Origin of the sequence: Pseudomonas sp. IT-P258 (genome assembly GCF_949767825.1) — a bacterium.
Classification (GTDB): domain Bacteria; phylum Pseudomonadota; class Gammaproteobacteria; order Pseudomonadales; family Pseudomonadaceae; genus Aquipseudomonas; species Aquipseudomonas monachiensis.
In genome coordinates, this window is record NZ_CATKPU010000109.1 from 88,689 (window position 1) to 112,551 (window position 23,863).

At 61.5% G+C, this 23,863-nt stretch carries 18 protein-coding genes; 14 read left to right on the forward strand and 4 right to left on the reverse strand.

Features of this window, described 5'->3' with window-relative positions; translation table 11 throughout:
• The first annotated feature begins 2 nt into the window (after positions 1 to 2).
• The 5 genes from ACM6G4_RS27885 to ACM6G4_RS27905 all read left to right on the forward strand — a co-directional run bounded on the left by ACM6G4_RS27885 (position 3) and on the right by ACM6G4_RS27905 (position 5,819).
• Positions 3 to 1,586 carry an ArnT family glycosyltransferase gene (locus tag ACM6G4_RS27885; protein ID WP_414915065.1) on the forward strand — a complete coding sequence of 528 codons (1,584 nt, stop codon included), beginning with the start codon at positions 3 to 5 and terminating at the stop codon, positions 1,584 to 1,586.
• A 56-nt stretch (positions 1,587 to 1,642) separates the two neighbouring features.
• Positions 1,643 to 2,854 carry an MFS transporter gene (locus ACM6G4_RS27890; RefSeq protein ID WP_414915066.1) on the forward strand — a complete coding sequence of 404 codons (1,212 nt, stop codon included), beginning with the start codon at positions 1,643 to 1,645 and terminating at the stop codon, positions 2,852 to 2,854.
• A gap of 159 nt (positions 2,855 to 3,013) precedes the next feature.
• The gene (locus tag ACM6G4_RS27895; protein ID WP_414915067.1) at positions 3,014 to 3,721 is read left to right on the forward strand and encodes an HPP family protein; all 708 of its coding nucleotides are present in this window, start codon (positions 3,014 to 3,016) and stop codon (positions 3,719 to 3,721) included.
• Positions 3,722 to 3,818: 97 nt separating this feature from the next.
• Positions 3,819 to 5,291, forward strand: coding sequence for a nucleobase:cation symporter-2 family protein (locus tag ACM6G4_RS27900; RefSeq protein WP_056727487.1), 1,473 nt, complete (start codon positions 3,819 to 3,821; stop codon positions 5,289 to 5,291).
• Positions 5,292 to 5,348: 57 nt separating this feature from the next.
• Positions 5,349 to 5,819 (forward strand): LEA type 2 family protein, encoded by a 471-nt coding sequence (locus ACM6G4_RS27905; protein WP_056727489.1) that lies wholly within the window; start codon positions 5,349 to 5,351, stop codon positions 5,817 to 5,819.
• A 34-nt stretch (positions 5,820 to 5,853) separates the two neighbouring features.
• Here the strand turns inward: ACM6G4_RS27905 and ACM6G4_RS27910 are convergent, their stop codons facing one another.
• Complete coding sequence (locus ACM6G4_RS27910) at positions 5,854 to 6,870, reverse strand: AraC family transcriptional regulator (protein ID WP_414915114.1); 1,017 nt, start codon at positions 6,868 to 6,870, stop codon at positions 5,854 to 5,856.
• Positions 6,871 to 6,996: 126 nt separating this feature from the next.
• A complete protein-coding gene (pssA, locus tag ACM6G4_RS27915; RefSeq protein ID WP_056727493.1) occupies positions 6,997 to 8,340 on the reverse strand; it encodes a CDP-diacylglycerol--serine O-phosphatidyltransferase in 1,344 nt (447 codons plus the stop codon).
• A gap of 217 nt (positions 8,341 to 8,557) precedes the next feature.
• On the opposite strand from pssA, the gene ACM6G4_RS27920 reads away from it, so the two are divergent.
• The 3 genes from ACM6G4_RS27920 (at position 8,558) to ACM6G4_RS27930 (ending at position 10,623) form a co-directional block, all read left to right on the forward strand.
• Positions 8,558 to 9,121 carry a TetR/AcrR family transcriptional regulator gene (locus ACM6G4_RS27920; protein WP_056727494.1) on the forward strand — a complete coding sequence of 188 codons (564 nt, stop codon included), beginning with the start codon at positions 8,558 to 8,560 and terminating at the stop codon, positions 9,119 to 9,121.
• A gap of 55 nt (positions 9,122 to 9,176) precedes the next feature.
• Complete coding sequence (locus tag ACM6G4_RS27925; protein ID WP_056727496.1) at positions 9,177 to 9,653, forward strand: DUF1348 family protein; 477 nt, start codon at positions 9,177 to 9,179, stop codon at positions 9,651 to 9,653.
• Between the two features lie 190 nt (positions 9,654 to 9,843).
• Complete coding sequence (locus tag ACM6G4_RS27930) at positions 9,844 to 10,623, forward strand: TSUP family transporter (protein ID WP_056727498.1); 780 nt, start codon at positions 9,844 to 9,846, stop codon at positions 10,621 to 10,623.
• Here the strand turns inward: ACM6G4_RS27930 and nudC are convergent.
• Both nudC and ACM6G4_RS27940 read right to left on the reverse strand, forming a co-directional pair.
• Positions 10,591 to 11,421 carry an NAD(+) diphosphatase gene (nudC, locus tag ACM6G4_RS27935; protein WP_046037107.1) on the reverse strand — a complete coding sequence of 277 codons (831 nt, stop codon included), beginning with the start codon at positions 11,419 to 11,421 and terminating at the stop codon, positions 10,591 to 10,593. The genes ACM6G4_RS27930 and nudC overlap by 33 nt on opposite strands.
• A gap of 6 nt (positions 11,422 to 11,427) precedes the next feature.
• Positions 11,428 to 12,240 (reverse strand): crotonase/enoyl-CoA hydratase family protein, encoded by an 813-nt coding sequence (locus ACM6G4_RS27940; protein WP_414915068.1) that lies wholly within the window; start codon positions 12,238 to 12,240, stop codon positions 11,428 to 11,430.
• Positions 12,241 to 12,803: 563 nt separating this feature from the next.
• Between ACM6G4_RS27940 and glgA the strand changes: the two genes are divergently transcribed.
• The 6 genes from glgA to glgX all read left to right on the forward strand — a co-directional run bounded on the left by glgA (position 12,804) and on the right by glgX (position 23,715).
• Positions 12,804 to 14,387, forward strand: a complete 1,584-nt coding sequence (glgA, locus tag ACM6G4_RS27945) for a glycogen synthase GlgA (RefSeq protein ID WP_414915069.1) — start codon at positions 12,804 to 12,806, stop codon at positions 14,385 to 14,387.
• A 12-nt stretch (positions 14,388 to 14,399) separates the two neighbouring features.
• Positions 14,400 to 16,196, forward strand: coding sequence for a malto-oligosyltrehalose trehalohydrolase (gene treZ, locus ACM6G4_RS27950; RefSeq protein ID WP_414915070.1), 1,797 nt, complete (start codon positions 14,400 to 14,402; stop codon positions 16,194 to 16,196).
• The gene (gene malQ, locus ACM6G4_RS27955) at positions 16,193 to 18,271 is read left to right on the forward strand and encodes a 4-alpha-glucanotransferase (protein WP_223541462.1); all 2,079 of its coding nucleotides are present in this window, start codon (positions 16,193 to 16,195) and stop codon (positions 18,269 to 18,271) included. Before treZ ends, malQ begins: the two co-directional genes overlap by 4 nt.
• Positions 18,268 to 21,063, forward strand: a complete 2,796-nt coding sequence (locus ACM6G4_RS27960) for a malto-oligosyltrehalose synthase (RefSeq protein WP_223541463.1) — start codon at positions 18,268 to 18,270, stop codon at positions 21,061 to 21,063. Before malQ ends, ACM6G4_RS27960 begins: the two co-directional genes overlap by 4 nt.
• A gap of 21 nt (positions 21,064 to 21,084) precedes the next feature.
• The gene (locus tag ACM6G4_RS27965) at positions 21,085 to 21,402 is read left to right on the forward strand and encodes a DUF2934 domain-containing protein (RefSeq protein WP_056727508.1); all 318 of its coding nucleotides are present in this window, start codon (positions 21,085 to 21,087) and stop codon (positions 21,400 to 21,402) included.
• Between the two features lie 150 nt (positions 21,403 to 21,552).
• Entirely contained in the window at positions 21,553 to 23,715 is a 2,163-nt protein-coding gene (gene glgX / locus ACM6G4_RS27970) for a glycogen debranching protein GlgX (protein WP_414915071.1), read from the forward strand.
• Positions 23,716 to 23,863 lie beyond the last annotated feature (148 nt).

Below are 23,863 nucleotides of genomic sequence, written 5' to 3' on the forward strand. Positions count from 1 at the left end.
CCATGCTCCCTCACATCCGCCAACAGTCCCTCGCGCTGGGTCTGTTGGCGCTGTTGTTGTTCTGCGCCGGGATTTACCAGCAAGCGGTCATCGGTTTCGATTCGCGCTTCGTGCTGTTCGCCCAGGAGATGCTGCGCAATGGACCGTCGTTTTTTCCGACGACCTATGGCCAGCCCTACGCCGACTATTCGGGACTTTCAACGGTATTCATCTGGCTGCTTTCGCTGCCGTTCGGCCAGGTCAGCAGCCTGACCGCATGGCTGCCGAGTGCCATCGCCGCAGCGGTCATCGTCAGCTTGATGTACCGCCTGTTGGCACCCTACTCCACGCGCTGGGCGCTGTTGAGCATCGCCTTGATGCTGTTGACCAATACCTTCATCACGCAAACCCATGCCGTTTCCCTCGACCTGATGCTGGCGGCCGTCGCGTTCAGCGTTTTCTACCTTGGCTATGCCGCCGATCATTTCGCGGCGCCGCGCCGCCGGGTTCTGATCTTTGCCTTGCTGATGCTGGGCTTCTGGATTCGTGGGCCCATCGGCCTGGTCATTCCTGCGGGGATGCTCTGCAGCTGTTTTCTGCTTGATCGCCAATGGCGACGGCTGATGGTCTTCGGATTGCTGGCATCGGTACTGCTGGCGGTGTGCATTGGGCTGCTGTTGTGGCTGGCAGGCGTCAGCGGCGGCCCGGCCTTCCTGCAGGAAGTGATTCGCATGCAGTTCCTGGGACGCATGGACGGTAGCGAAGGGTCCAACGGAGCGTTGTATTACTTCACCAGCTCGATGGGCAATTACGCGCTGGCCTGGCCGTTGGCCGTGCTGACGCTTGGGGCCGCTGCGTTAACCGGTTCGAGGGAAACCGGGCCGGCATTGCGCCTGATGCATTACTGCGTGGCGGCCGGACTGATCGTAATGCTCGGCCTTTCCATTCCCCAGGCGAAAAAGGCCCGCTACCTGCTGCCGATGTTGCCCATGGCGGCAATCGTGGCGGCGTATCCGTTTTACGCGACGCAGGGTCAATGGTTTGCCTGGCTGCGGGGGTTGATGCAGGGGCTGTGGCTGCTGATCCCGGGGCTGCTGATCGCGGCATTGCTGGTGGTACGGCAAAAATTCCCCGATGGGGTGGCTCACCTCACTTCCCTGTTCATCCTGCTCGGAGTGTTGCAAGCGATCGCCCTGGCAGCGCTCAGGCAGTCCCGCTGGCGAGCTCAGATACTGGCCCTCTGCGCGGTCCTGGCACTGTGGTCGTCCTACATCCTGCAGTTCGAGCCCATTCAACGACAGCTCTACGACACCCGGACCTTCAGTCGCGAAGCTTTTGAACTCGTGCAAAAAGACCCGGCGCCGCTGGTCATGCACGGGATGGGCAAAGACGCGAAGGCCATCAAGTTCATGGTCAACATCCCGCAGGACCTGCACCCGGTTTTCACTGACTCCCCACCGGAGCTTTTAGCCCTCAAGGGCCCGGCGTGGCTGATGATGGACCGCAACACCTACCAGACACTGCAAAGCACAGCCGTTGGTGCATTGCCGCCAGTGCTGAGCGGGCGGTTCGACAAGAATGATTTCGTACTCCTGCACCTTAAGTAAATCCCGTAGCAACGACAGGGGGGCCGACTGCTAAAGTAGCGCTCACGACCGGGCTGATGCCGACCCGCTCGAATAAGGATATTCGCGCCGTGACCCGCTACTCCCCCCTCATTCGCCGCCTGCTGATCTGCTCGCTGACCATCGTCGTCAGCCGCGCCATCACCAGCCCGTTGCTCACACTGTTCGTCAGCGACAAGCTGGGCCTCAACCAGCAGGATGTTGGCTTGCTGCTCGGCATTGCAGTGTTCATCGCCACCCTGCTCTCCCTGTATGGCGGCTACATCATCGATCGCTTCGAAAAACGCCGGTTGCTGATTCTCTCGATGGCGTCCAGCGCGGTCGGCCTGGTGTTGCTGACCTTTGCTGAAAACCTTTACCTGACCACGATCACCCTGATCGTCACCGAAACCGCTTCATCGCTGTTCCTCATCGGTTCAAAAGCGATCCTCAGCGACAACCTCCCGGTGGGCCAGCGCGCCAAGGCGTTTTCCTTGAGCTATACGCTGACCAACATCGGCTACGCCGTCGGGCCGATGTTCGGTGTGCTGATTGCCGGGGCCTTTGCCAGTGCACCTTTCCTGATCGCGGCGGCCATCGCTTTTTTCAGTATTTTCCTGATGACCGGGATCGCAAAGGACCCGGCGAGTTCATCTGTCACCGGCCAGGCGCAGAGTTTCCTCAAAACCCTGATCACCCTGAAAAACGATCGCACGCTGATCATGTTCACCGCCGGTTGCCTGCTCAGCACCGTGGTGCACGGACGGTTTACCTTTTACCTGTCGCAGTACCTGCTGGTGACCAGCGACCCCCAACACACCATGGAAATCATGGCTGCCCTGCTCGCCTGCAACGCCATCAGCGTGATCCTGCTGCAATACCAGATCGGGCGTTTTCTCAAGCGTGAGCAACTGCGCCAATGGATCGTGGCCGGCACCGGCCTGTTCATCCTCGGGCTGATCGGCTTCAGCGTGGCGGACAGTCTGGTGAGCTGGTGCGTGGCGATGTTCATCTTCACCCTCGGTGAAATCATCATTTACCCGGCCGAGTTTCTGTTCGTCGACACCCTGGCGCCGGAAGATCTGCGCGGCAGCTACTACGGTGCGCAAAACCTCGCAGCCCTTGGCGGCGCGCTGAGCCCGGTGATTTGCGGCTTCATGTTGATGCACACCCCCGCGCCGACGATGTTTTATGCCTTGAGTGCACTCGCGGCCCTGGGCGGTTTGTTGTGCTACATAAGCGGCCGTCGGAGAAAATTACAGCAAAATTAATGCACTAAAAGCTCATTAATATGAATTTGTCAGTAACTTAATTGAACGGCACACTGTGCGCGTTCCTCCCCCAACAGTTGGAACGACTTCAAGGGCTTTCTGGGTTCCCCAGCTAAGCCCTTTTTTTACCTCGATTTTTTCTGCCGGAGTTTTCTCGGAATGCTTGCTCGCTGGTTGCCTGCCGCCATCAACACCCGCCCCACCGAATGGAGCCGCGCCGCCGTCGGCATGGCCTTGGGGACACTGATGAGTGTGTGGCTCTGTAGCCAGGTGTTCGGCATCGAGGTGGCCCAGCACCTGATCGGCCCGCTAGGGGCCTCGGCGGTGCTGTTGTTTGCCGTGTCTTCGGGCGCGCTCGCCCAGCCCTGGTCGATTCTCGGCGGTTACTTGAGCGCCGGGGTGATTGCCCTGCTGGTGGCCCATGTGCTGGGACGAACCTTGGGTAGCGCTTGCCTGGCGGCGGGCATGGCGTTGATCCTGATGTGCTGGCTGCGGTGCCTGCATCCACCGGCCGGTGCATTGGCCCTGACCCTGGTGTTGGCCGATCCGGCAACCATTGCCATGGACTGGAAAGCCATTGGGCCGGTGATGCTCAGCGCGGCGACGATGCTGCTCTGCGCCCTGATCTACAACAACCTGACCCGTGTTCGTTACCCCAAGAGCGCCAGCGAACCGGTGGCCAGGATTCCTGCCGATCATCCGCCGGTCGACCGTCAGGCCATCACCGCCGAAGACCTGAAACTGGCGTTGGCCGACATGGAAGCGTTCTATGACGTCACGCCCGAAGACCTCGAACAGTTGATCCAGGCCAGCCAACTGCACGCCAAACGCCGCAGTGTGGGCGAAGTGCTCGCCCCACGACTGTAAGTCGCTGTTTTGGAGGTTCTTTTGCCGTGGCCGGGCGGTTCTGGCATCCTGCGCCTCCATTTTCTGACCCGGCCCGCCTTCTGGCACGCAAACCACCATGACCGCCTCCGAAAAAGCCCCCGCTCCACGCCACAGCGATCTGATCTACGGCCTCGATGACCGCCCGCATCTGACCGCCACCGTCTTTGCCGCCCTGCAACACGTCCTGGCGAGCTTCGTCGGCATCATCACCCCGACGCTGATCATGGGCAGCGCCCTGGGCCTGCAAAGCGAAATTCCCTACCTGATCAGCATGGCACTGTTCGTCTCCGGCCTGGGCACCTTCGTGCAGGCGCGGCGCTTCGGTCCGGTGGGCTCGGGCCTGTTGTGCCTGCAAGGCACCAGTTTCTCGTTCATCAGTGTGATTCTCAGCGCCGGCTTCATGGTCAAGGCCCGGGGTGGCGGCACCGATGAGATTCTCTCGACCATCTTCGGCGTGTGCTTCTTTGCCGCGTTCATCGAGGTGGTGTTAAGCCAGTTCATCGGCAAACTGCGCATGCTGATCACCCCGGTGGTGACCGGAACCATCATCACGCTGATGGGTTTGTCGCTGATCAAGGTGGCGATGACCGACATCGCCGGCGGCTTCGGCGCCCCGGATCTTGGGGCGGCCAGTCACCTGGCCCTGGCGGCGCTGGTGCTGGGCACCATCGTGGTGTTGAACCGGGTGGATGTGCCGTTTCTGCGCCTGGGGGCGATTGTCATCGGCCTGACCCTGGGCTACGGGGTGGCATGGCTCATGGGCCAGGTGGATTTCAACAGCCTGCCTGAAGTGCCGCTGATGAGCGTACCGGTACCCTTCAAGTACGGGTTCTCCTTCGATTGGGTGGCGTTCATTCCGGTGGCGGTGATCTTCCTGGTGTCGCCGCTGGAGGCCGCGGGCGACCTCACGGCCAACTCGATGATCTCCCGGCAACCGGTCAAGGGCCCAGTGTACATTCGCCGGATCAAGTCCGGCCTGCTCGCCGATGGCCTCAACTCGGCCATGGCCGCGGTGTTCAACAGCATGCCGATGGTGACCTTCGCCCAGAACAACGGGGTGATCCAGCTCACCGGTGTGGCCAGCCGTTACGTGGCGTTTTTCATTGCCGGATTGCTGGTGGTGCTTGGCCTGTTCCCGATGATCGGCGCGGTACTGCAACTGATGCCGAAACCGGTGCTCGGCGGCGCCGAACTGGTGATGTTCGGCACCGTCGCGGTGGCCGGGATCAAGATTCTCGCCGAGGCCGGCCTGCATCGGCGCAACATGCTGATCGTGGCGATTTCCATCGGCATGGGCCTGGGCGTGGCCGCCGTGCCGGAAGTCTTGCGTGAACTGCCCAAGGCCCTGCACAACATTTTCGAATCGCCCATCACCGTCGGCGCGCTGTGCGCTATCGTTCTTAATATCTTCCTGCCCGAAGAGTTCATCGAACTGGAAGAGGACGAATTCGATCCGGAGGCCTCCGTGCTTCAGGTGATGCAGAACCCCGATGTGACCGCCAGGGATGAACCCGCAAAGCCTGCGATGGTCGCACAGTCGAACCACTAGTCGGGCTCAAGGGCTGAGCCGCTGGCGGTTCAGTCTTTTTCAGATGAGAGCACGTCCATGCGCAGCCTCCATGCGGTCCTGATTTCCCTCCTGCTCTGTCTGGGCGCCTGCTCCTCCTTGCCCAATCGAGACCCGTTGAAAATCAACGTCGTGGGTGTCGACCCCCTGCAAGGCGAAGGCATGGAAGTGCGCTTTGCCGTGAGAATCCGCGTGCAGAACCCCAATGACTACACCCTCACCTACAGCGGCGTTGCCCTGGACCTGGACATCAATGGCCAGCCCTTCGCCTCTGGCGTCACCGATGTGCAGGGTACGATCGGACGTTTTTCCGACACCATCGTCACCGTGCCGGTCAGTGTTTCGGCGTTTTCGGTGATCCGCCAGACCTATGGCATCAGCCAGATGAAAACGCTGAACAACATGCCCTACGTGCTGCGAGGCAAGCTCTCGGGTGGGGTGTTCAACACGATGCGTTTCGTCGACAGCGGCACGCTCAATCTGCCAGGGCCTACCACCGGCAGCCGTTAACAGCTCGGGAATATACGGTCATTGCGCTGCTGACTTACTCGGTATCATTGAGAATCAGGCTGCGGTAATGCCCCGGATTCGACCCCGACCACTTGCGAAACGCCTTGTAGAACGAACTGACGTCAGCGAACCCCAGCCGCGTGGCGATTTCGCTGAAGCTGATCGCCGGCTCCGCCAGCCAGACGATCGCCAATTCCTTGCGCACGCCGTCCTTGAGGCCCTGGTAGGTTTGCCCTTCTTCGGCCAGTCGGCGGCGCAAGGTTGAGGCCGACATGCACAGGCGTTGCGCCAGGGCTTCGGTTTCCGGCCAGTGTTCGGCCGGCAGGTGGCGCAGGTCGTGTTTGATGCGACTGGCCAGGCTCTGCGGATCGCGGTACTTCACCAGAATGTTCGCCGGCGCACGGGCCAGGAATCGCTCGAGTTCCTCAGGGCTGCGCTTGATGGGCAGGTCCAGGCAATCGGCGGAGAAAATCATCCGCGTGCGTGGGCGGTTGAAGCGCAGGTTCTCGGAAAACATCACCTGATAGTCATCGCAGAAATCCGGTTTCGAACAGCGCAGTTCGATGGCCAGGATCGGAATCCGCCGCCCTGCCAGCCAGCAGGCAACGCCATGCACGATCATCCAGTAAGTGAAATAGGTGAAGGCCCGGCGCGGGTCCTTGTCGTCCTCCAGCAGGACGATTTCCGCCAGGCTTTGCTGACGCACCAACTGCGCCGGCAGGTGCTCGAGGATCAACGACAGAAACTCCAGGCCACTGGCCACTCCCGCCGCCACGTTGGGCTGGAGCATGGCACCGCGACACAGGAACGCGAAGCTGCCGGATTTCAGTTTGCGCAAGTCCATGCCAAAGAACTCATCATCGCCGCGCCGTGCCAGCACCCGCCACAGGCGCGCATAAGCGGTGGCCGGAACACGGGCGTCGGTGCTGCCCAACAGTTGCGGGTCGATGCCGACTTTGCTCAACACCTCGTCCGTGGCGATACCCGGCGCGCAGCTTTGCAACAGTGCTTCACGCACCAGTTGAATGGAGATGGTGTCTTTTTCCGACATGGATCGCGGCAAGCCCTGTTCTTGTTCGAGTGGGGGCATATTAGCCGAAACCACCCGCTGAACGCTGATCGAATAACCCTGTGGGAGCGAGCTTGCTCGCGATCGCTTTTCTGAGACCCACCGGGTTTACAGGATGCGGTAAAGCAACCGCTCTATCCGCACACGGCTCACGCGCTTGAGGAACTTGGCCACGCCCGCCGGGTACTCGGCCAGGGTTTCCAGGTTCTGGAAGTGCTCGATGCGCCGGGTGTGCTGGAAGATCTCCGCCAGCTCTTTGCCACGCGGTTCCAGCAGTTCGCCATGGGGGTCATCGATCAACAAGGCGTTTTCCAGATCGAGTCGAAACGCCCGCGGGTTGAGGTTGTTGCCGGTCAGCAAGGTATAGCGCCGGTCGATCCACATGCCCTTGAGGTGATAGGTGTTGTCGCCATCTCGCCACAGGTGCAGGTTCAACTGCCCGCTGTTTATGTTGCGTTGATGACGCTTGGCAAACCGGCGCAAGCTGATTTCGTACAGGTACGGCAGCGCCGAAATGACCCGGAAGGGTTCGCTCGGCGGAATGTAGAAATCGTTGGCCGTCTTGTCGCCGACCACAATGTCGATCTTCACCCCACGGGCCAGTGCGCGGTTGATCTCGCGGATGATCGCCAGCGGCAGGTTGAAGTACGGCGTGCAAATGGTCAGTTGCTGCTGGGCGCTGGCGATCAGTTCGCAGATCACCCGGTTCAACGGATTGTTCTTGCCGACGCCAAGCAGCGGGCTGACGGACAAACCGGTCCTGTCGGTGGTGCCCTGCGTGGTGTCGTACGCCGCGTGCTTGAGGCGGCTGCGCAGGTCACCAATGTCATTGCGCAGGCTGCGGGTGGTCGGCAGGTTCGGCAGGTCGAGGCGGTGCACCGCCTTGGACGCCACCAGGCCGTGCTGCACCAGGTGCTGCATCGAATCGGCCAGTTCACGATTGTGCAACAGGTGATAGCGGTCGTAGCGGTACTTGTCGAACTTGTGCAGATAGACGTTGTTCAGGCTCGCGCCGCTGTAGATCACCCAGTCATCGATCACGAAGCCTTTAAGGTGCAACACACCGAACAGCTCGCGGGTTTGTACCGGGACGCCGTAGATCGGCACTTCGCTGGCATGGGTACGGGTCACTTCCTGATACCACGCGGAGTTTCCCGGCTGCTTGCCGGCACCGATAAGGCCGCGCTGGGCGCGCAGCCAGTCGACGACCACCACCACGTCCAGTTCCGGACGCGCCAGTTTGGCCGCGTGCAAGGCATCGAGTATTTCCTGGCCGGCTTCATCCTGTTGCAGGTACAGCGCAACGATGTAGATACGCCGGGTCGCGCTGGCAATTTTCTCCAGCAGGCAACGACGGAATTCGGCAGCGCCGGCGAGGACGCTGACGGCATCGGCCGTCAGCGGAAAACTGCGCAACTTGGGCAGCAGGGAGCGTTTGAAAAGCGACGGCATAGGGCTCGCAATGGGTCGAATCCGAAGAACCCATGAGCTTACACCATGCAAAGGTTCGGGTCTTGTTACCGTCTGTAATGTCCCCTTCGCGAGCAGGCTCGCTCTCACTGGCTGAATGCATTCCCATGTGGGAGCGAGCCTGCTCGCGAAGACCATTTATCAGGCACTAGAAAAATATCGATTGACCATGGAGAACGATCGTTCTACTGTTTGTCACATGAACGAAATCACTAGCAACGACACACGCGACATCATTCTGGATGTCACCGAAAAGTTGATCTACAAAAGTGGCATAGCCGCCACTGGCATGGATCTTCTGGTGAAAACCGCCGGCGTCTCCAGAAAAAGCGTCTACCGCTACTTCGCCAACAAGGACGAACTGGTTGTGGCGGCCCTGCAACGCCGCGACCAGCGCTGGATGCACTGGTACAGAGGCGCAGTCGGCCAGGCACAAACCCCGGCCGAGCGACTGCTCAACCTGTTTACCGTACTCAAGTCGTGGTTCGCCTGCGAAGGTTTCCGCGGCTGCGCCTTCATCAACACCAGCGGCGAAACCGGCGACCCGCAAGACCCGGTGCGCCTGGTCGCCAAAGAACATAAACAGAAGCTGCTCGACTACCTGTGCGAGCTGTGTACCGAACATGGCGCCGAGGATCCGCAACTGCTGGCCAGACAGCTGCTGATCCTGATCGACGGTGCCATTACCGTGGCGCTTGTAATGGGTGATCACAGTGCCGCCGATAATGCGCAATGCATGGCGCGAAAGTTATTGGACCTGTAGCAACCTGATCAAGTTCGACAATTGTTTGAACTTTAACTTGATACGGAGACTTGAAATGTCTAACGCCGAAGTTCGTCCGCCATTACCCCCATTCACCCGTGAATCGGCCATTGAAAAAGTTCGCCTGGCCGAAGACGGCTGGAACTCCCGCGACCCCGAGCGTGTGTCCCTGGCCTACACCCTGGACACCCAATGGCGCAACCGCGCCGAGTTCGCCCACAACCGCGAAGAGGCCAAGGGCTTCCTGACCCGCAAATGGGCCAGGGAACTGAACTACCGGCTGATCAAGGAGCTCTGGGCATTTACCGACAATCGCATTGCCGTGCGTTATGCCTATGAATGGCACGACGACTCAGGTAACTGGTTCCGCTCCTACGGCAACGAAAACTGGGAGTTCAACGAGGACGGCCTGATGGCCCGCCGCTTCGCCTGCATCAACGACATGCCGATCAAGGAAAGCGAGCGCAAGTTCCACTGGCCGCTGGGGCGTCGGCCTGACGATCATCCGGGGCTGTCGGATCTGGGCTTGTAATTCAGCTTCACGCTAAACCCTGTGGGAGCGGGCTTGCTCGCGAAAGCGGTGTGTCAGCCAACATTTATGCTGGATCTGGCGGCCTCTTCGCGAGCAAGCCCGCTCCCACATTGGTGTTGTGTTGTTAGTGTGGGTAACATGTCGCCCCTTCCCCGCAGCCCTTTCTGCACCCGCCGATTAAGCCGATCCCATGCCTTTCGAACTTAGCGTTGACCTCTCCACCCTGGCCATCCTGGCCCTTGTCGCTTTTGTTGCCGGTTTCATCGACGCCATCGCCGGTGGCGGTGGGCTATTGACCACTCCTGCCTTGCTGACCGCCGGCCTGCCGCCGCACCTGGTGCTGGGCACCAACAAACTCAGTTCGACCTTCGGCTCGGCCATTGCCAGTTTCACCTTCTACCGCCGCAAGTTGTTCCACCCCGCGCAATGGGTCCACGCCATCGTCGGCACTCTGGTCGGCGCGCTGACCGGTGCCGTGGTCGCCCATTACCTGCCGGCGGAATGGCTGAACAAAATGCTGCCGGTGATCGTTTTCGCTTGCGGTGTCTATCTCTTGTTTGGCGGTACGCCGAAAGCGCCGCTGGATAGCAACGCACCGATCAAGAAAAAGTGGCAGTCGACCCAAGGCTTCAGCCTCGGCTTCTATGACGGCGTGGCCGGTCCCGGCACGGGTGCGTTCTGGACCGTGAGCAGCCTGCTGCTCTACCCCATCGACCTGGTGAAGGCCAGCGGCGTGGCGCGCAGCATGAACTTCGTCAGCAACGCGGCGGCACTATCGATCTTCATCTTTTCCGGTCAGGTGGATTGGGTCATCGGCCTGTGCATGGGCTCATCGTTGATGGTCGGCGCCTTCTTCGGCGCTCGCACCGCCATCAGCGGCGGCGCGAAATTCATTCGCCCGGTGTTCATCACCGTGGTGCTGGGCCTGACCGTGCGCCTAGCCTGGCAGCACTGGTTCAGCGTGGCCTAAGCGCCGCGCCACATAGACGTCGATCAGGTAACGGGCAATCGAGCGTGACGCCGGCAACGGCGGCAGCTCGTGCACGTTGAACCACTGGGCGTCCTCGATCTCGTCTTCCTGACAGACGATCTCGCCACCGGCATATTCGGCGTGAAAGCCAAGCATCATCGAGTGCGGGAACGGCCAGCACTGGCTGCCCATGTACTGGATGTTCCTGACCTCGATGCTCACCTCTTCGCGAACCTCGCGAATCAGGCAGTCCTCGGCCGATTCGCCCGGTTCGGCGAACCCCGCCAATGTGCTGTAGACACCGCTGACAAAACGCGGTGAACGTGCCAACAGCACTTCATCGCCTCGAGTCACCAGGACAATCATGCTCGGCGAAATCCGTGGGTAGCTGCGCAGATCACATGGCTGGCAATACATCGCGCGCTCGCGCGGCACCTGGGTCATGGCCTGACCGCAGTTACCGCAAAAGCGGTGCTCCCGGGCCCAGGTGCCGATCTGCGCGGCGTAACCGAGCACCTTGTACAGCGTGTGATCGCCTTCGAGCATGAACGCCCGCAGGCCTTTCCAGTTGCAACCCGGCACTTCGCTGTGGCTGCGCAACTCCAGCAGATAGACCGGCTCGCCATCGAGGTGACCGATGCCATGCTCGGCCAGAATCGACAGGTCCTGACGTTTCAGCCATTCGCGCGCGAACAGTGCGCCGTTGTCATCGAACAGAAAGCCTTCGGGGCTGCGCGCGATGGCCCAGCCGCCGGGTTGATCGGTGTCCAGTACTGCGGTGGTCCAGCGAGGAATCATGGTTAATCAATCCAGAAATTCGGGTTTCTGTTTGCTCATATGGGCGGCCATGGCCACGCGCAGATCGGTGGATTGCAACATGGCGGCGTTCCAGGTGGCGATGTATTCGAGGCCGTCATCGATGCGATGGTCACGCATGTAGCTGATCATCTCCTTGGTGCCGGTGACCGCGATCGGTGACTTGCCGGCGATTTCCCGGGCAATACCCATGACGCCGTCTAGCAGGCTGGCGCTGTCGCTGTAGACGCGATTGACCAGGCCCATGCTCCGCGCTTCATCGGCGCCAAAAGTGCGACCAGTGTAAGCCAGTTCGCGCAGCATGCCGTCACCGATGATTCGCGGCAAGCGTTGCAGCGTGCCAACGTCGGCAGCCATGCCGATGTCGATTTCCTTGATCGAAAACTGTGCGTCCTCGGCGGCATAACGCATGTCGCACGCGGCGATCAGGTCGATGGCGCCCCCCAGGCAGTAACCCTGAATGGCCGCAAGCACCGGTTTGCGGCAGTTATCGACGGCATTGAACGAAGCTTGCAGGGTGAGGATCTTGCGCCGCAACAGGCGCGCGTTGCGTCCCACGTCCTTGCCCAGTTCATTGGCCACGCCGGCCAGCATCATCAGGTCGATCCCCGAGGAGAAATGCTTGCCTGCTCCGCTGAGGACCACCACCCGCACTTCATCGGTGTCGTCGATCCACCGGAAGATCTCGACGATCTCGCTCCAGAACGCCGCGTTCATCGAGTTGATCTTCTCCGGGCGGTTGATCTGCACATGGGCGATTTTATCGACCAGTTCGACGTTGAACGCAGTGTACTGAGACATGCCAATGATCCTTTTGCGGGCAAAAATGAGGTCCGAACTATAACAAGGCATCAAGGTGGGCAGTAAGGCAGTGGTTTGGCCAAATGCGGGACTCAAAAACACGCACCACAATAGTGCACGCCTGATATATCACGTCGCACATTTATGTGACTGCCCAGTGACTTTTTGAGGCCAAAACGCAAAAAAACATGCACTTCGTCGGGGCGTTTGCACCTCGATCAGGCACGTCCGTCCCGCTACAAACCGATTGTCGAACAATTTTGCCATCTGCCCTTTACCGCTCTAAGTTCTGGCCTAGACTCACTTTCTCAAGGCGAAACCGGTCGGTCACAAAATGGAAAAATAGTCGAAACTTTTTCCAATCCCGATCGGTCCTCTGACAAGAAGGTGCGTTGCGACTGGTGCAATCTTTGCAACGGCTGATTCAACCCTTTTGCTTCGACTCGACGCATTGGGCAGCGCTTGCTCACTGATGCGCAGCGCGTTTGCGCCGGCCACGGGAAATGGCCATGAAACACCGTTTGCCAGACCTAAGAATTAGATCAACAACACGGGAGATTCATATGATCAGTACGGCTTTGGAAATACAGGGAGAGCGTGCTCATCAGGTCGGCGAATCGAGCGCCGTAACTGCCGCAAACACCCAACCCGCCAGCGTTCCAGGCACCAGGACGCTGACCCCGGCAGCCAACCAGAATCCGAACCGTAAGAAAGTCCTGTTCGTCACCTCGGAAATTGCCGACCTGGTGAAAACCGGTGGCCTGGGCGATGTTTCCGCAGCACTGCCGCGGGCCATGGCCCATCTGCACGATGTACGGGTGTTGATCCCCGGTTACCCGCAAGTGCTGCACAGCGAGAACCCCATTCATATCATCGGTGAGCTTGGCGGCCATGCTGCGTTGCCACCGTGCAAGATCGGGCGCATGGACATGCCCGATGGCCTGGTCATTTACGTGTTGATCTGCCCCGAACTCTACGAGCGCGAAGGTTCACCCTACGGCGCCAACAACGGCCGCGACTGGCCGGATAACCATATCCGTTTCGCCCGCCTGGGCCTGGCGGCGGCTGATATTGCCGCCAACCTCGCGCAGATCCACTGGTGCCCGGACCTGGTGCACGCCCACGACTGGCCCGCCGGCCTGGCCCCTGCCTACATGCACTGGCGTGGGCAGCGCACACCGACGCTTTTCACCATCCACAACCTGGCCTATCAAGGTGTGACCAGCCTGGGCTCGTGCCCCGAACTGGGCATTCCCCAACACGCGCTGCAACAGGAAGGCATGGAGTTCTACGGCAAAATGTCGTTCCTCAAGGCCGGCATGGCCTATTCGAGCCACATCACCACGGTCAGCGCGACCTACGCCCAGGAAATCACCACCCCGGATTTCGGCTGTGGCCTGGACGGTTTCCTCGCCGCCAAGACCCAGCAAGGCCTGCTCAGTGGCATCCCCAACGGCATCGATGAAAGCTGGGATTCGGCGACCGACCCGCACCTGTTCTGCCCGTTCGACATCGGCGACTGGGATGGCAAGGCCGTGAACGCCGCCCATGTCCGCGAACTGTTCGGCCTGAAAGACTCCGAAGGACCGCTGTTCGCCGTGGTTTCGCGCCTGGTTTATCAGAAAGGCCTGGACCTGACAGAGGCGGTGTCCGAGTACATCGTCAAAAATGGCGGGCAGATCGCGATCATCGGTCGCGGCGAGCCGGAAGAAGAACAGGCCATGCGTGAACTGGCCCTGCGCTTCCCCGGGCAGATCGGCGTGCGCATCGGCTTCAACGAAACCGACGCCCGGCGCATGTTTGCCGGCAGCGACTTCCTGCTGATGCCTTCGCGATACGAGCCATGCGGCCTGAGCCAGATGTACGCCCAGCGCTTCGGCTCGTTGCCGGTGGCACGCAACACCGGCGGTCTTGCCGACACCATCGAAAACGGCGTGACCGGTTTCCTGTTCGATGAATCCACGGTGCAGAGCTATCAGGAAGCCCTGAGCCGCGCGTTCAAGGTGTTCGCCTTTCCCGGCCTGCTGCACGCCATGCGCTGCCGGGCCATGACGGCGCCGTTCAACTGGTGCAAGGCGGTCGAACCCTACGCCGAGCTCTACGAACAGCTTGTGGCCAAGGCATTGGGGAAATCGCACAAACAGTAAGAGGCTTTGAAGATGCCGTTACGGACCCTTGAGACCTGGCCCCACGGCGCAATCATGCTGGACGCAGAGCACACGCGATTCGCGTTGTGGGCGCCAGATGCGTACTACGTCAGTGTCGAACTGGAAAATGGACAGTCCTTGCCGTTGCTGCCCCAGGCCGACGGCTGGTTCGTGAGCAACATCCGATGCGCGGCGGGCACGCGTTACCGCTACAGCATCGACGGCGAACTGGAAGTGCCCGACCCGGCCTCCCGTGCCCAGGCCGGCGACATCGACCGGCACAGCGTGGTGGTCGATCCGCTGGCCTATGCCTGGCAACACGCCGCCTGGCTGGGACGGCCGTGGAACGAAGCGGTGATCTACGAACTGCATGTCGGTGCGCTCGGCGGCTTCAGCGCCGTCGAGCAGCATCTGGCGCGGCTGGTCGAACTGGGCGTCACCGCGATCGAACTGATGCCTGTCGCGCAGTTTCCCGGCGAACGCAATTGGGGTTATGACGGCGTCCTGCCCTACGCGCCCCAAGCGTCATACGGCTCCCCCGAGCAGCTCAAGCACTTAATCGACACCGCCCATGGCCACGGCCTGGCGGTGATCCTCGACGTGGTCTACAACCACTTCGGCCCGGACGGCAATTACCTGCATCGTTATGCCAAGGGCTTTTTTCGCGAAGACAAACACACGCCGTGGGGCGCGGCCATAGACTTGCGCCGTCGCGAAGTACGGGACTTCTTCATCGAAAACGCCTTGATGTGGCTGCTGGAGTACCGTTTCGACGGTTTGCGCCTGGACGCGGTGCACGCCATCGAAGACCCGGATTTCATCCAGGAGCTGGCACGACGGGTGCGCCAGCAGACGGGACCGGCGCGGCATGTGTGGCTGATGGTGGAGAACGAACACAACCAGGCTAGCCTGCTCGAACAGGGTTACGACGCGCAGTGGAACGATGACGGCCACAACGCCCTGCATGTGTTGCTGACCGGCGAAACCGACGCCTATTACGCCGACTACGCGCAAAACCCCACCGAACAACTGGCGCGCTGCCTGAGCCAGGGCTTCGTGTTCCAGGGCCATCTCAATCGCCATGGTGTGGCGCGGGGCGAACCCAGCGGACATCTTCCGCCCAGTGCATTCATCCTGTTTTTGCAGAACCATGACCAGATCGGTAACCGGGCCTTCGGCGAGCGCCTGCATCAACTCGCCCACCCGCAAGCGCTGCGGGCCGCCACGGTGTTGCTGCTGTTGTCGCCGATGATTCCGCTGCTGTTCATGGGCGACGAATTTGCCGTCGAGCAACCCTTCCTGTTTTTCACCAGCCATCACGGTGAATTGGCCAGGCAGGTTCGCGACGGCCGGCGCAATGAGTTCGCGGCGCTCAGCGCCTTTGCCGACCCGATCCTGCGCGAACACATTCCGGACCCGAACGATCCGCAGACATTTGCAGCGTCCCGCCCAGTCCTGTCATCGACCGGCCATTGCGAGATGCACGACCTGTATCGACGACTGTTGCAGATCCGTCACCGGCACATCATCCCGCGCCTGCCGGGCGCCCGGGCACTGGGCACCGATGTGCTGGGTGAAGCCGCGGTCAGTGCAACCTGGCGCCTGGGCGATGGCAGCCAGCTGCGCATTGACCTGAACCTCAGCGCCAGCCCCGTAGTCCACACCTCACAGACCGGTGCCACGCGCTTGTTCGAATACCCGCCACAGGGCGCCGACCTGCCGGCCCCAAACACCCTTGCCCCGTATTGCGCGCTCGTCAGCCTCGCCGCCGCAGCCCCCTTTGCTACCCCGTTTGGAGAGCGTCCATGAGTGATGCGCAACTGGAAATCCTGGCCAGCCGTGCCGGTCTCGCAGTCGATTGGCTCGACGCCAACGGCCGCCCGCAAAAAGTCGCGCCGTCCGTGTTGCGCAATGTGCTGACCGGCCTTGGCCACCCGGCCGGCAGCGCCCAGGAAATCGACGCCAGCCTGCTGGAACTGCAAGAGGTGCAACAGACCCATCACTTGCCGCCATTGATCACCGCCGATGTCGGGAAGGGCCTGGACCTGGCGCGTTTTTTCGAGCCCGGGACCCCTTGCGAAATCCACCTCGAAGACGGTTCGCGGCTCGACCTGAAACTGGACGCCAACGCGGTGCTACCGGGGCTGGTACCGGTCGGCTATCAACAGGTCAGCATCGACGGACAAAGCTTCACCCTGGCCGTAGCCCCGGCCCGTTGCTACAGCGTGGCCGATGCCGTGGACAACCCCATCCCCCGTGCCTGGGGCCTGAGTGTGCAATTGTATGGATTGCGCCGCCCCGGCGATGGCGGGTTTGGTGACACCCAGGCGCTGGAGGACCTCGCCCGGGTGGCCGGCGAGCGTGGCGCCGAGGCGCTGGCGATCAGCCCGCTGCATGCGATGTTTTCCAGTGACACCCAACGCTACAGCCCCTATTCGCCGTCCAGCCGCTTATTTCTCAACAGCCTTTACTGCGCCCCGGGCACCATTCTCGGCGAACGCGCACTGCGCACCGCCATCGATGCAACCGGGCTGGCCATTGAACTCAAGGCGCTGGAAGAGCGACCGCTGATTGACTGGCCGGCCGCCGCCGAAGCCAAGCATCGGCTGTTGCAGTCGCTGTACGAAGGTTTCGTCCAGGGCGAACATCCTTTGCACGAAGACTTCAGCAGTTTTCGTCACGCCGCCGGCGAAGCGCTGGAAAACCACTGTCGCTTCGAAGCCATCCAGGAGGCGCGCGCCGCCCGGGGTGAACACCTCGACTGGCGGCAGTGGCCTGAACCCTGGCGCAATCCGCGCAGCGCCGAACTGGCGGCATTCGCCGAAGAGAATGCCGGGCGCATCGGCTTCTTCGCCTTCTGCCAGTGGCTGATCACGCGCTGCCTGGAGCGCGCGCAAACCGCCGCCCGCGCCAGCGGCATGAGTATCGGCCTGATCGCCGACCTGGCCGTTGGCGCCGATGGTGGCGGCAGCCAGGCCTGGAGCCGTCAGGACGAACTGCTCGCGTCCCTCACCGTCGGTGCGCCGCCGGACATTCTCAACCGCACGGGCCAAGGCTGGGGGATTTCCGCATTCTCCCCTGAAGGCCTGGTGCGCAATGGTTTCCGGGCCTTCATCGAAATGTTGCGGGCCAATTTCGCCCACTCCGGTGGCTTGCGCATCGATCACGTCATGGGCTTGCAGCGTCTGTGGGTAATCCCCAATGGATCGCCGCCAGCGGACGGCGCCTACCTGTATTACCCGGTGGACGATCTGCTGCGCCTGCTGACCCTGGAATCCCATCGTCACCAGGCCATCGTCCTGGGCGAAGACCTCGGCACCGTGCCGGACGGCCTGCGGGAAAAACTCATCGCCCGCTCGATGCTGGGCATGCGGGTATTGCTGTTCGAACAGGACAACACGCATTTCAAGCCGATCCTCGACTGGCCGGACAACGCCCTGGCCACCACCAGCACCCATGACCTGCCGACCCTCAACGGCTGGTGGCATGGCCGCGATATCGACTGGAACGCCCGGCTCGGCTTGCTCGATGCCAGTGGTGAAATCGAATGGCGCCAGCACCGCGAACGCGAGCGCGAAGGCCTGCGCCGGGCGTTGAGCCAGGACCCGCAGAACTTCCGTGAAGAGTCCCACGAAACCGACCAGGTGCTCGATGCCAGCGTGCGCTTCCTCGGTCATACCCGGGCCCCCTTGGTGCTGCTGCCCCTGGAAGACGCCCTTGGTGTCGAACAGCAAGCCAACCTGCCCGGCACCATCGACTCCCACCCCAACTGGTCGCGGCGCTTGCCCGGTTACAGCGAAGCCCTGCTCGACGGAGCGGATGCCGCACGACGCCTGGAGTTGCTCGCCTGTGCGCGGCTCCAGGCGGCCGAGCGTGATCGATGACCCTGGTACCGAGTCGTCTACTGCGCGCCACCTTGCGCCTGCAATTTCACAAAGGCTTCACGCTTGAAGATGCGGTGCCACTGGTGCCGTATTTCTCCCGTCTTGGCATCAGCCATGTCTACGCCTCCCCGCTGTTGCGCGCCCGCGCCGGGTCGATGCATGGTTATGACGTGGTGGACCCGACCCGGGTCAATCCGGAACTGGGCGGAGAGGCGGCGCTGCGCAGCCTGGTCAGTGCCCTGCACGAGCACAACATGGGGTTGATCCTCGACGTCGTCTCCAACCACATGGCGGTCGGCGGCGGTGACAATCCCTGGTGGCTGGATTTGCTGGAGTGGGGACGCCTGAGCCCTTACGGCGAGTTTTTCGACATCCAGTGGCATTCACCCGACCCGTTGATGGAAGGCCAGTTGCTCCTGCCGTTTCTGGGCAGCGACTACGGCGTCGCGTTGCAGGACGGCACCCTGCCCCTGCGCTTCGATGCCTGGCACGGCAGCTTCCATGTCGAGCACTACGAACATCGCTTTCCGATTTGCCCCAGCGATTACGGGGAACTGCTCAGGACCGATGCACCGCTCGATACACAGCAGGCCGAACAACTGAAAAACCTGGCCGATCGCTTCAGCACCCTGAGCTACCAGACCGACGCCCACAGCCTGGCTCTGCCGCTGAAAGCGGAACTTCGCGATCTGGTCAACGATCCGGCCCTGGCCCACGCCATCGAGCAGCACCTGAACAACTACGACTCACTGACCGGCGAAGGCTTCCGGCGCCTGCACAACCTGCTGGAACGCCAGAGCTATCGCCTCGCCAGTTGGCGCACCGCCGCCGATGACATCAACTGGCGGCGCTTCTTCGATATCAATGAACTCGGCGGACTGCGGGTCGAGCGTCCCGCCGTGTTCGAAGCCACCCACGCGAAGATTTTCCAACTGGTGGCTGAAGGGCTGATCGACGGGTTGCGCATCGACCACATCGACGGCCTCGCCGACCCGCGAGGCTATTGCCGCAAGCTGCGCCGCCGGGTCGACAGCCTGTCAGCGGGCCGGCACCTGCCCATCTATGTGGAAAAGATCCTGGGCGAAGGGGAAACCCTGCCTCGCGACTGGTCGGTGGACGGCACCACCGGCTACGAATTCATGAACCAGTTGTCACTACTGCAACAGGATCCACGGGGCGCGCAGACTCTGGCCGAACTCTGGCATCGTCACAGCGAGCGGTCCGCCGATTTCGGCCAGGAAGCTCAACTGGCCCGCCAGCAAGTCCTCAGCGGCTCCCTGGCCGGAGATTTCGAAAGCGTTGCCCAGGCCTTGCTGCAAGTGGCCCGGGACAACCTCATGACCCGCGACCTGACCCTCGGCGCCATTCGCCGGGCCTTGCAGGCGTTGATCGTGCATTTCCCGGTGTACCGCACCTACATCAGTCCCCTTGGCCGGTCGGCCCAGGGCGAGGCGTTTTTCCGTCAGGCCATGGACGGCGCCCGCCAAACCCTGGGTGAAGAGGACTGGCCGGTGCTCGACTGCCTAGCCGGATGGCTCGGCGGTGAACCCTGGCGTTCGCGCCCGGCCGGTCGCGAGCGCAAACGCTTGAAGCACGCCTGCGTACGTTTCCAGCAATTGACCTCACCGGCGGCGGCGAAAGCGGTGGAAGACACCGCGTTCTATCGTTCGGCGGTCCTGCTCTCGCGCAATGACGTTGGCTTCAACACCGAACAGTTCAGCGCACCTGTCGCCGACTTTCATCAGGCCTGTATCGAACGCCTCGACACCTTCCCGGACAATCTGCTGGCCAGCGCCACCCACGACCACAAGCGCGGTGAAGATTCACGGGCGCGGCTGGCGGTACTGAGCGAGCGCAGCAGTTGGTACGCCGACCAGATCGGCCTGTGGCGCGCCCTCGCCCGGCCCTTGCGCAACGACGATCAAATGCCATCGACGGGGGATGAACTGATTCTCTACCAGGCGATCATCGGCAGCTGGCCGCTGGCGTTGGAGATCGATCATGCGCCGGCCCTTGAGGACTACGCAAAACGCCTCTGGCAGTGGCAACGCAAGGCCCTGCGCGAAGCCAAACTGCAAAGTAGCTGGAACGCGCCCAATGACCCTTACGAGCAAGCGAGCGAAGACTTCATCCAGCGTCTGTTGCTCAGCCCCGAAGGCGAGTTGTTGCGTACGGCCCTGGCCAAGGCTGCCCGCTCGATTGCCGCCCCCGGCGCACTCAACGGATTGGCGCAAACCTTGCTGCGCATGACCGTGCCCGGTGTACCGGACTTGTATCAGGGCAACGAGTTCTGGGACTTCAGCCTGGTCGACCCGGACAACCGTCGTCCCGTGGATTACGCCAGCCGCCAGCAGGCGCTGCAGCAAGCGGTGGACCTGCCGGACTTGATGCAAAACTGGCGTGACGGGCGCATCAAACAAGCCTTGATTGCGCGCACCCTGAGCCTGCGCGCCGAGCATGCCGAGCTGTTTCGGCGTGGTACCTGCCAGGCTTTGGAAGTGGTGGGCAGCGAGGCCCATCGAGTGCTGGGATTTGTCCGTGAACGGGAGGGGAAACGCGCCATTGTGATTGTGCCGATACGTTGTGCCGATCTGCTGGAAAACGGTGCCGAACCACAGGTCCACGCGCCGCTGTGGGGCGATACCCGGGTCAAACTGCCGTTCACCGTCCCGGACGAACATCTGCAGGGACTTTTTTCCCGCATCACAGTCACAGAACACAGGGAGCTGCTGATCAGCGCCGCGCTGGGGGATTTCCCGGTCAATCTCATTTTTCAAACTGCCCACACTTGAATTCAGTTCAGGAGCATTACGATGAGTACCGACGATAAACGCATCCGCGAATTTGCCTATCAGATCTGGGAATCCGAAGGAAAACCCGAAGGCCAGGAGGCCCGTCACTGGGAAATGGCGTGCAAACTGGCGGAAGCCGAAGCCCTGGCCCCGAAAAAGCCGGTCAAGGCTGCTGCGAAAACCCCGGTCAGCAAAACGGCCAATGGCAAGGCTGGCGATGCCAAGGTCGCCGCGGCAAAAACCAAGGCCAAACCGGCGGCGGCTTCGAAGGTGATCCCGCCGGGGGAAAAGGCCGCTGAGAAAAAGCCCCGGGCTGCGCGAAAACCGCCAGCGGTTTGAATAGGCCTTGAGGCCCCTTCGCGGGCAAGTCGGACCGCCGCACCGCCGCTCACACAGTGTTTGGTGGTGTAACTGCAATCTGTGGCAACTCACAGGTCCCTGTGGGAGCGGGCTTGCTCCTACAGGTTGCCGCCGCTTTAAGGAATACCTATGACCAGTCCGAAGAAAGCCGCCGCGCCAGCCACTCGTGCCGAAACCACACGAATCCGCGAAGGCCTGCCCTTTCCACTGGGTGCCACCTGGGATGGACTGGGAGTCAACTTCGCCCTGTTTTCCGCCCACGCCACCAAGGTTGAACTGTGCCTGTTCGACGACGCCGGCGAGGTGGAACTCGAACGCATCGAACTGCCCGAATACACTGACGAGATCTACCACGGCTACCTGCCCGACGCCCATCCGGGGCTGATCTACGGCTATCGCGTCTACGGTCCATACGACCCGGCCAACGGCCATCGCTTCAACCCCAACAAACTGCTGATCGACCCCTACGCCAAACAACTGGTGGGCAAGCTGAAATGGTCCGAAGCGCTGTTCGGCTACACCATCGGCCACCCCGACGCTGACCTCAGCTTCGATAAACGGGACAGCGCGCCCTTTGTGCCCAAATGCAAGGTCATCGACCCGGCGCATACCTGGGGCCACGATCATCGGGTCAGCGTGCCGTGGGACAGGACGATCATCTATGAAACCCATGTGCGCGGCTTCAGCATGCGCCACCCCGCCGTCCCCGAAAACCTGCGCGGCACCTTTGCCGGGTTGATGGTCGATGATGTGGTGGAGCACATCCGCAAGCTCGGCGTGTCGACTGTGGAATTACTGCCGATCCACGCCTTCGTCAACGACCAGCATCTGCTGCACAAGGGCATGACCAATTACTGGGGCTACAACAGCATTGCGTTCTTCGCCCCCGATCCGCGTTACCTGGCCAGCGGCAAGATCGCCGAATTCAAGGAAATGGTCGCGCACCTGCACGAAGCCAATCTGGAGGTGATCCTCGACGTGGTCTACAACCACACCGCCGAGGGCAACGAGCAAGGCCCGACCCTGTCCATGCGCGGCATCGACAACGCGTCCTACTACCGCCTCAAGCCCGATGACAAGCGCTTCTATATCAACGATTCCGGCACCGGCAACACCCTGGACCTGAGCCACCCCTGCGTACTGCAAATGGTCACCGACTCCCTGCGCTACTGGGCCACGGAAATGCACGTGGACGGCTTCCGCTTCGACCTGGCGACCATTCTGGGGCGTTACCACGACGGTTTCGACGAGCGCCACAGTTTCCTCGTGGCCTGCCGCCAGGACCCGGTGCTGCGCCAGGTCAAACTGATCGCCGAACCCTGGGACTGCGGCCCCGGCGGTTATCAGGTCGGCAACTTTCCGCCGGGCTGGGTCGAGTGGAACGACAAGTTCCGCGACACCGTGCGCGCCTTCTGGAAAGGCGACGACGGCCAACTGGCTGACTTTGCCAGCCGCCTGACCGCTTCGGGCGATATGTTCAATCAACGTGGTCGGCGGCCATACTCATCGGTCAATTTCGTCACCGCCCACGACGGCTTCACCCTCAACGATCTGGTGTCGTACAACGACAAGCACAACGAGGCAAACGACGAAGACAATCAGGATGGCAGCAACAACAACCTATCGTGGAACCACGGCGCCGAAGGCCCCACCGACGATCCCGAGATCAACGCGCTGCGCCATCGGCAGATGCGCAATTTCTTCGCCACCCTGCTGCTGGCCCAAGGCACGCCGATGCTGGTGGCCGGCGACGAGTTCGCCCGCACCCAGGACGGCAACAACAACGCGTACTGCCAGGACAGTGAGATCGGCTGGGTCAACTGGGACCTCAGCGAAGATGGCAAGGCCCTGCTCAAGTTCGTCAAACGCCTGATCAAGTTGCGCCTGACCTACCCGGTTCTGCGGCGCGGACGTTTTCTGGTGGGCAATTACAACGAGGATATCGGCGTCAAGGACGTGACCTGGCTGGCGCCGGACGGCACACAAATGACCACCGAACATTGGCACGATGCGCACAATCGATGCCTGGGCATGTTGCTCGATGGCCGCGCCCAGGAAACCGGCATCCGCCGCAAAGGCGTCGACGCGACGTTGATGCTGGTAGTCAACGCACATCACGACATCGTCAATTTCCGGCTGCCGGAAGTGCCTGACGGCGGTTTCTGGACATGCATGATCGACACCAACCAGCCGTCGATCCGCGGCCAGGAGCGTTTCGAGTTTGGCCACGAGTACTCGGTCACCGGACGCTCGTTGCTGCTGTTCGAGTTGCAGCATGAGGAAGAAGAGTAAAAAAGCCTACAGGCGTTTATGGCCGCAACACCGCAGAGCGGAAAAGTCATTGCGGACAGGTTCGCGACGCGACGAATAGCGTTACATGAGCAATACTCGATTCGCGGCAATCCAGGGTTTGGCTTGTCGCTCCGCTATCAACGAGCCC

Bases quoted from the DNA above. Each gene is read 5' to 3' on its own strand.
- ACM6G4_RS27885 (WP_414915065.1), top strand. From the start codon at position 3: ATGCTCCCTCACATCCGCCAACAGTCCCTCGCGCTGGGTCTGTTGGCG.
- ACM6G4_RS27890 (WP_414915066.1), top strand. From the start codon at position 1,643: ATGCCGACCCGCTCGAATAAGGATATTCGCGCCGTGACCCGCTACTCC.
- ACM6G4_RS27895 (WP_414915067.1), top strand. From the start codon at position 3,014: ATGCTTGCTCGCTGGTTGCCTGCCGCCATCAACACCCGCCCCACCGAA.
- ACM6G4_RS27900 (WP_056727487.1), top strand. From the start codon at position 3,819: ATGACCGCCTCCGAAAAAGCCCCCGCTCCACGCCACAGCGATCTGATC.
- ACM6G4_RS27905 (WP_056727489.1), top strand. From the start codon at position 5,349: ATGCGCAGCCTCCATGCGGTCCTGATTTCCCTCCTGCTCTGTCTGGGC.
- ACM6G4_RS27910 (WP_414915114.1), bottom strand. From the start codon at position 6,870: ATGTCGGAAAAAGACACCATCTCCATTCAACTGGTGCGTGAAGCACTG.
- pssA (WP_056727493.1), bottom strand. From the start codon at position 8,340: ATGCCGTCGCTTTTCAAACGCTCCCTGCTGCCCAAGTTGCGCAGTTTT.
- ACM6G4_RS27920 (WP_056727494.1), top strand. From the start codon at position 8,558: ATGAACGAAATCACTAGCAACGACACACGCGACATCATTCTGGATGTC.
- ACM6G4_RS27925 (WP_056727496.1), top strand. From the start codon at position 9,177: ATGTCTAACGCCGAAGTTCGTCCGCCATTACCCCCATTCACCCGTGAA.
- ACM6G4_RS27930 (WP_056727498.1), top strand. From the start codon at position 9,844: ATGCCTTTCGAACTTAGCGTTGACCTCTCCACCCTGGCCATCCTGGCC.
- nudC (WP_046037107.1), bottom strand. From the start codon at position 11,421: ATGATTCCTCGCTGGACCACCGCAGTACTGGACACCGATCAACCCGGC.
- ACM6G4_RS27940 (WP_414915068.1), bottom strand. From the start codon at position 12,240: ATGTCTCAGTACACTGCGTTCAACGTCGAACTGGTCGATAAAATCGCC.
- glgA (WP_414915069.1), top strand. From the start codon at position 12,804: ATGATCAGTACGGCTTTGGAAATACAGGGAGAGCGTGCTCATCAGGTC.
- treZ (WP_414915070.1), top strand. From the start codon at position 14,400: ATGCCGTTACGGACCCTTGAGACCTGGCCCCACGGCGCAATCATGCTG.
- malQ (WP_223541462.1), top strand. From the start codon at position 16,193: ATGAGTGATGCGCAACTGGAAATCCTGGCCAGCCGTGCCGGTCTCGCA.
- ACM6G4_RS27960 (WP_223541463.1), top strand. From the start codon at position 18,268: ATGACCCTGGTACCGAGTCGTCTACTGCGCGCCACCTTGCGCCTGCAA.
- ACM6G4_RS27965 (WP_056727508.1), top strand. From the start codon at position 21,085: ATGAGTACCGACGATAAACGCATCCGCGAATTTGCCTATCAGATCTGG.
- glgX (WP_414915071.1), top strand. From the start codon at position 21,553: ATGACCAGTCCGAAGAAAGCCGCCGCGCCAGCCACTCGTGCCGAAACC.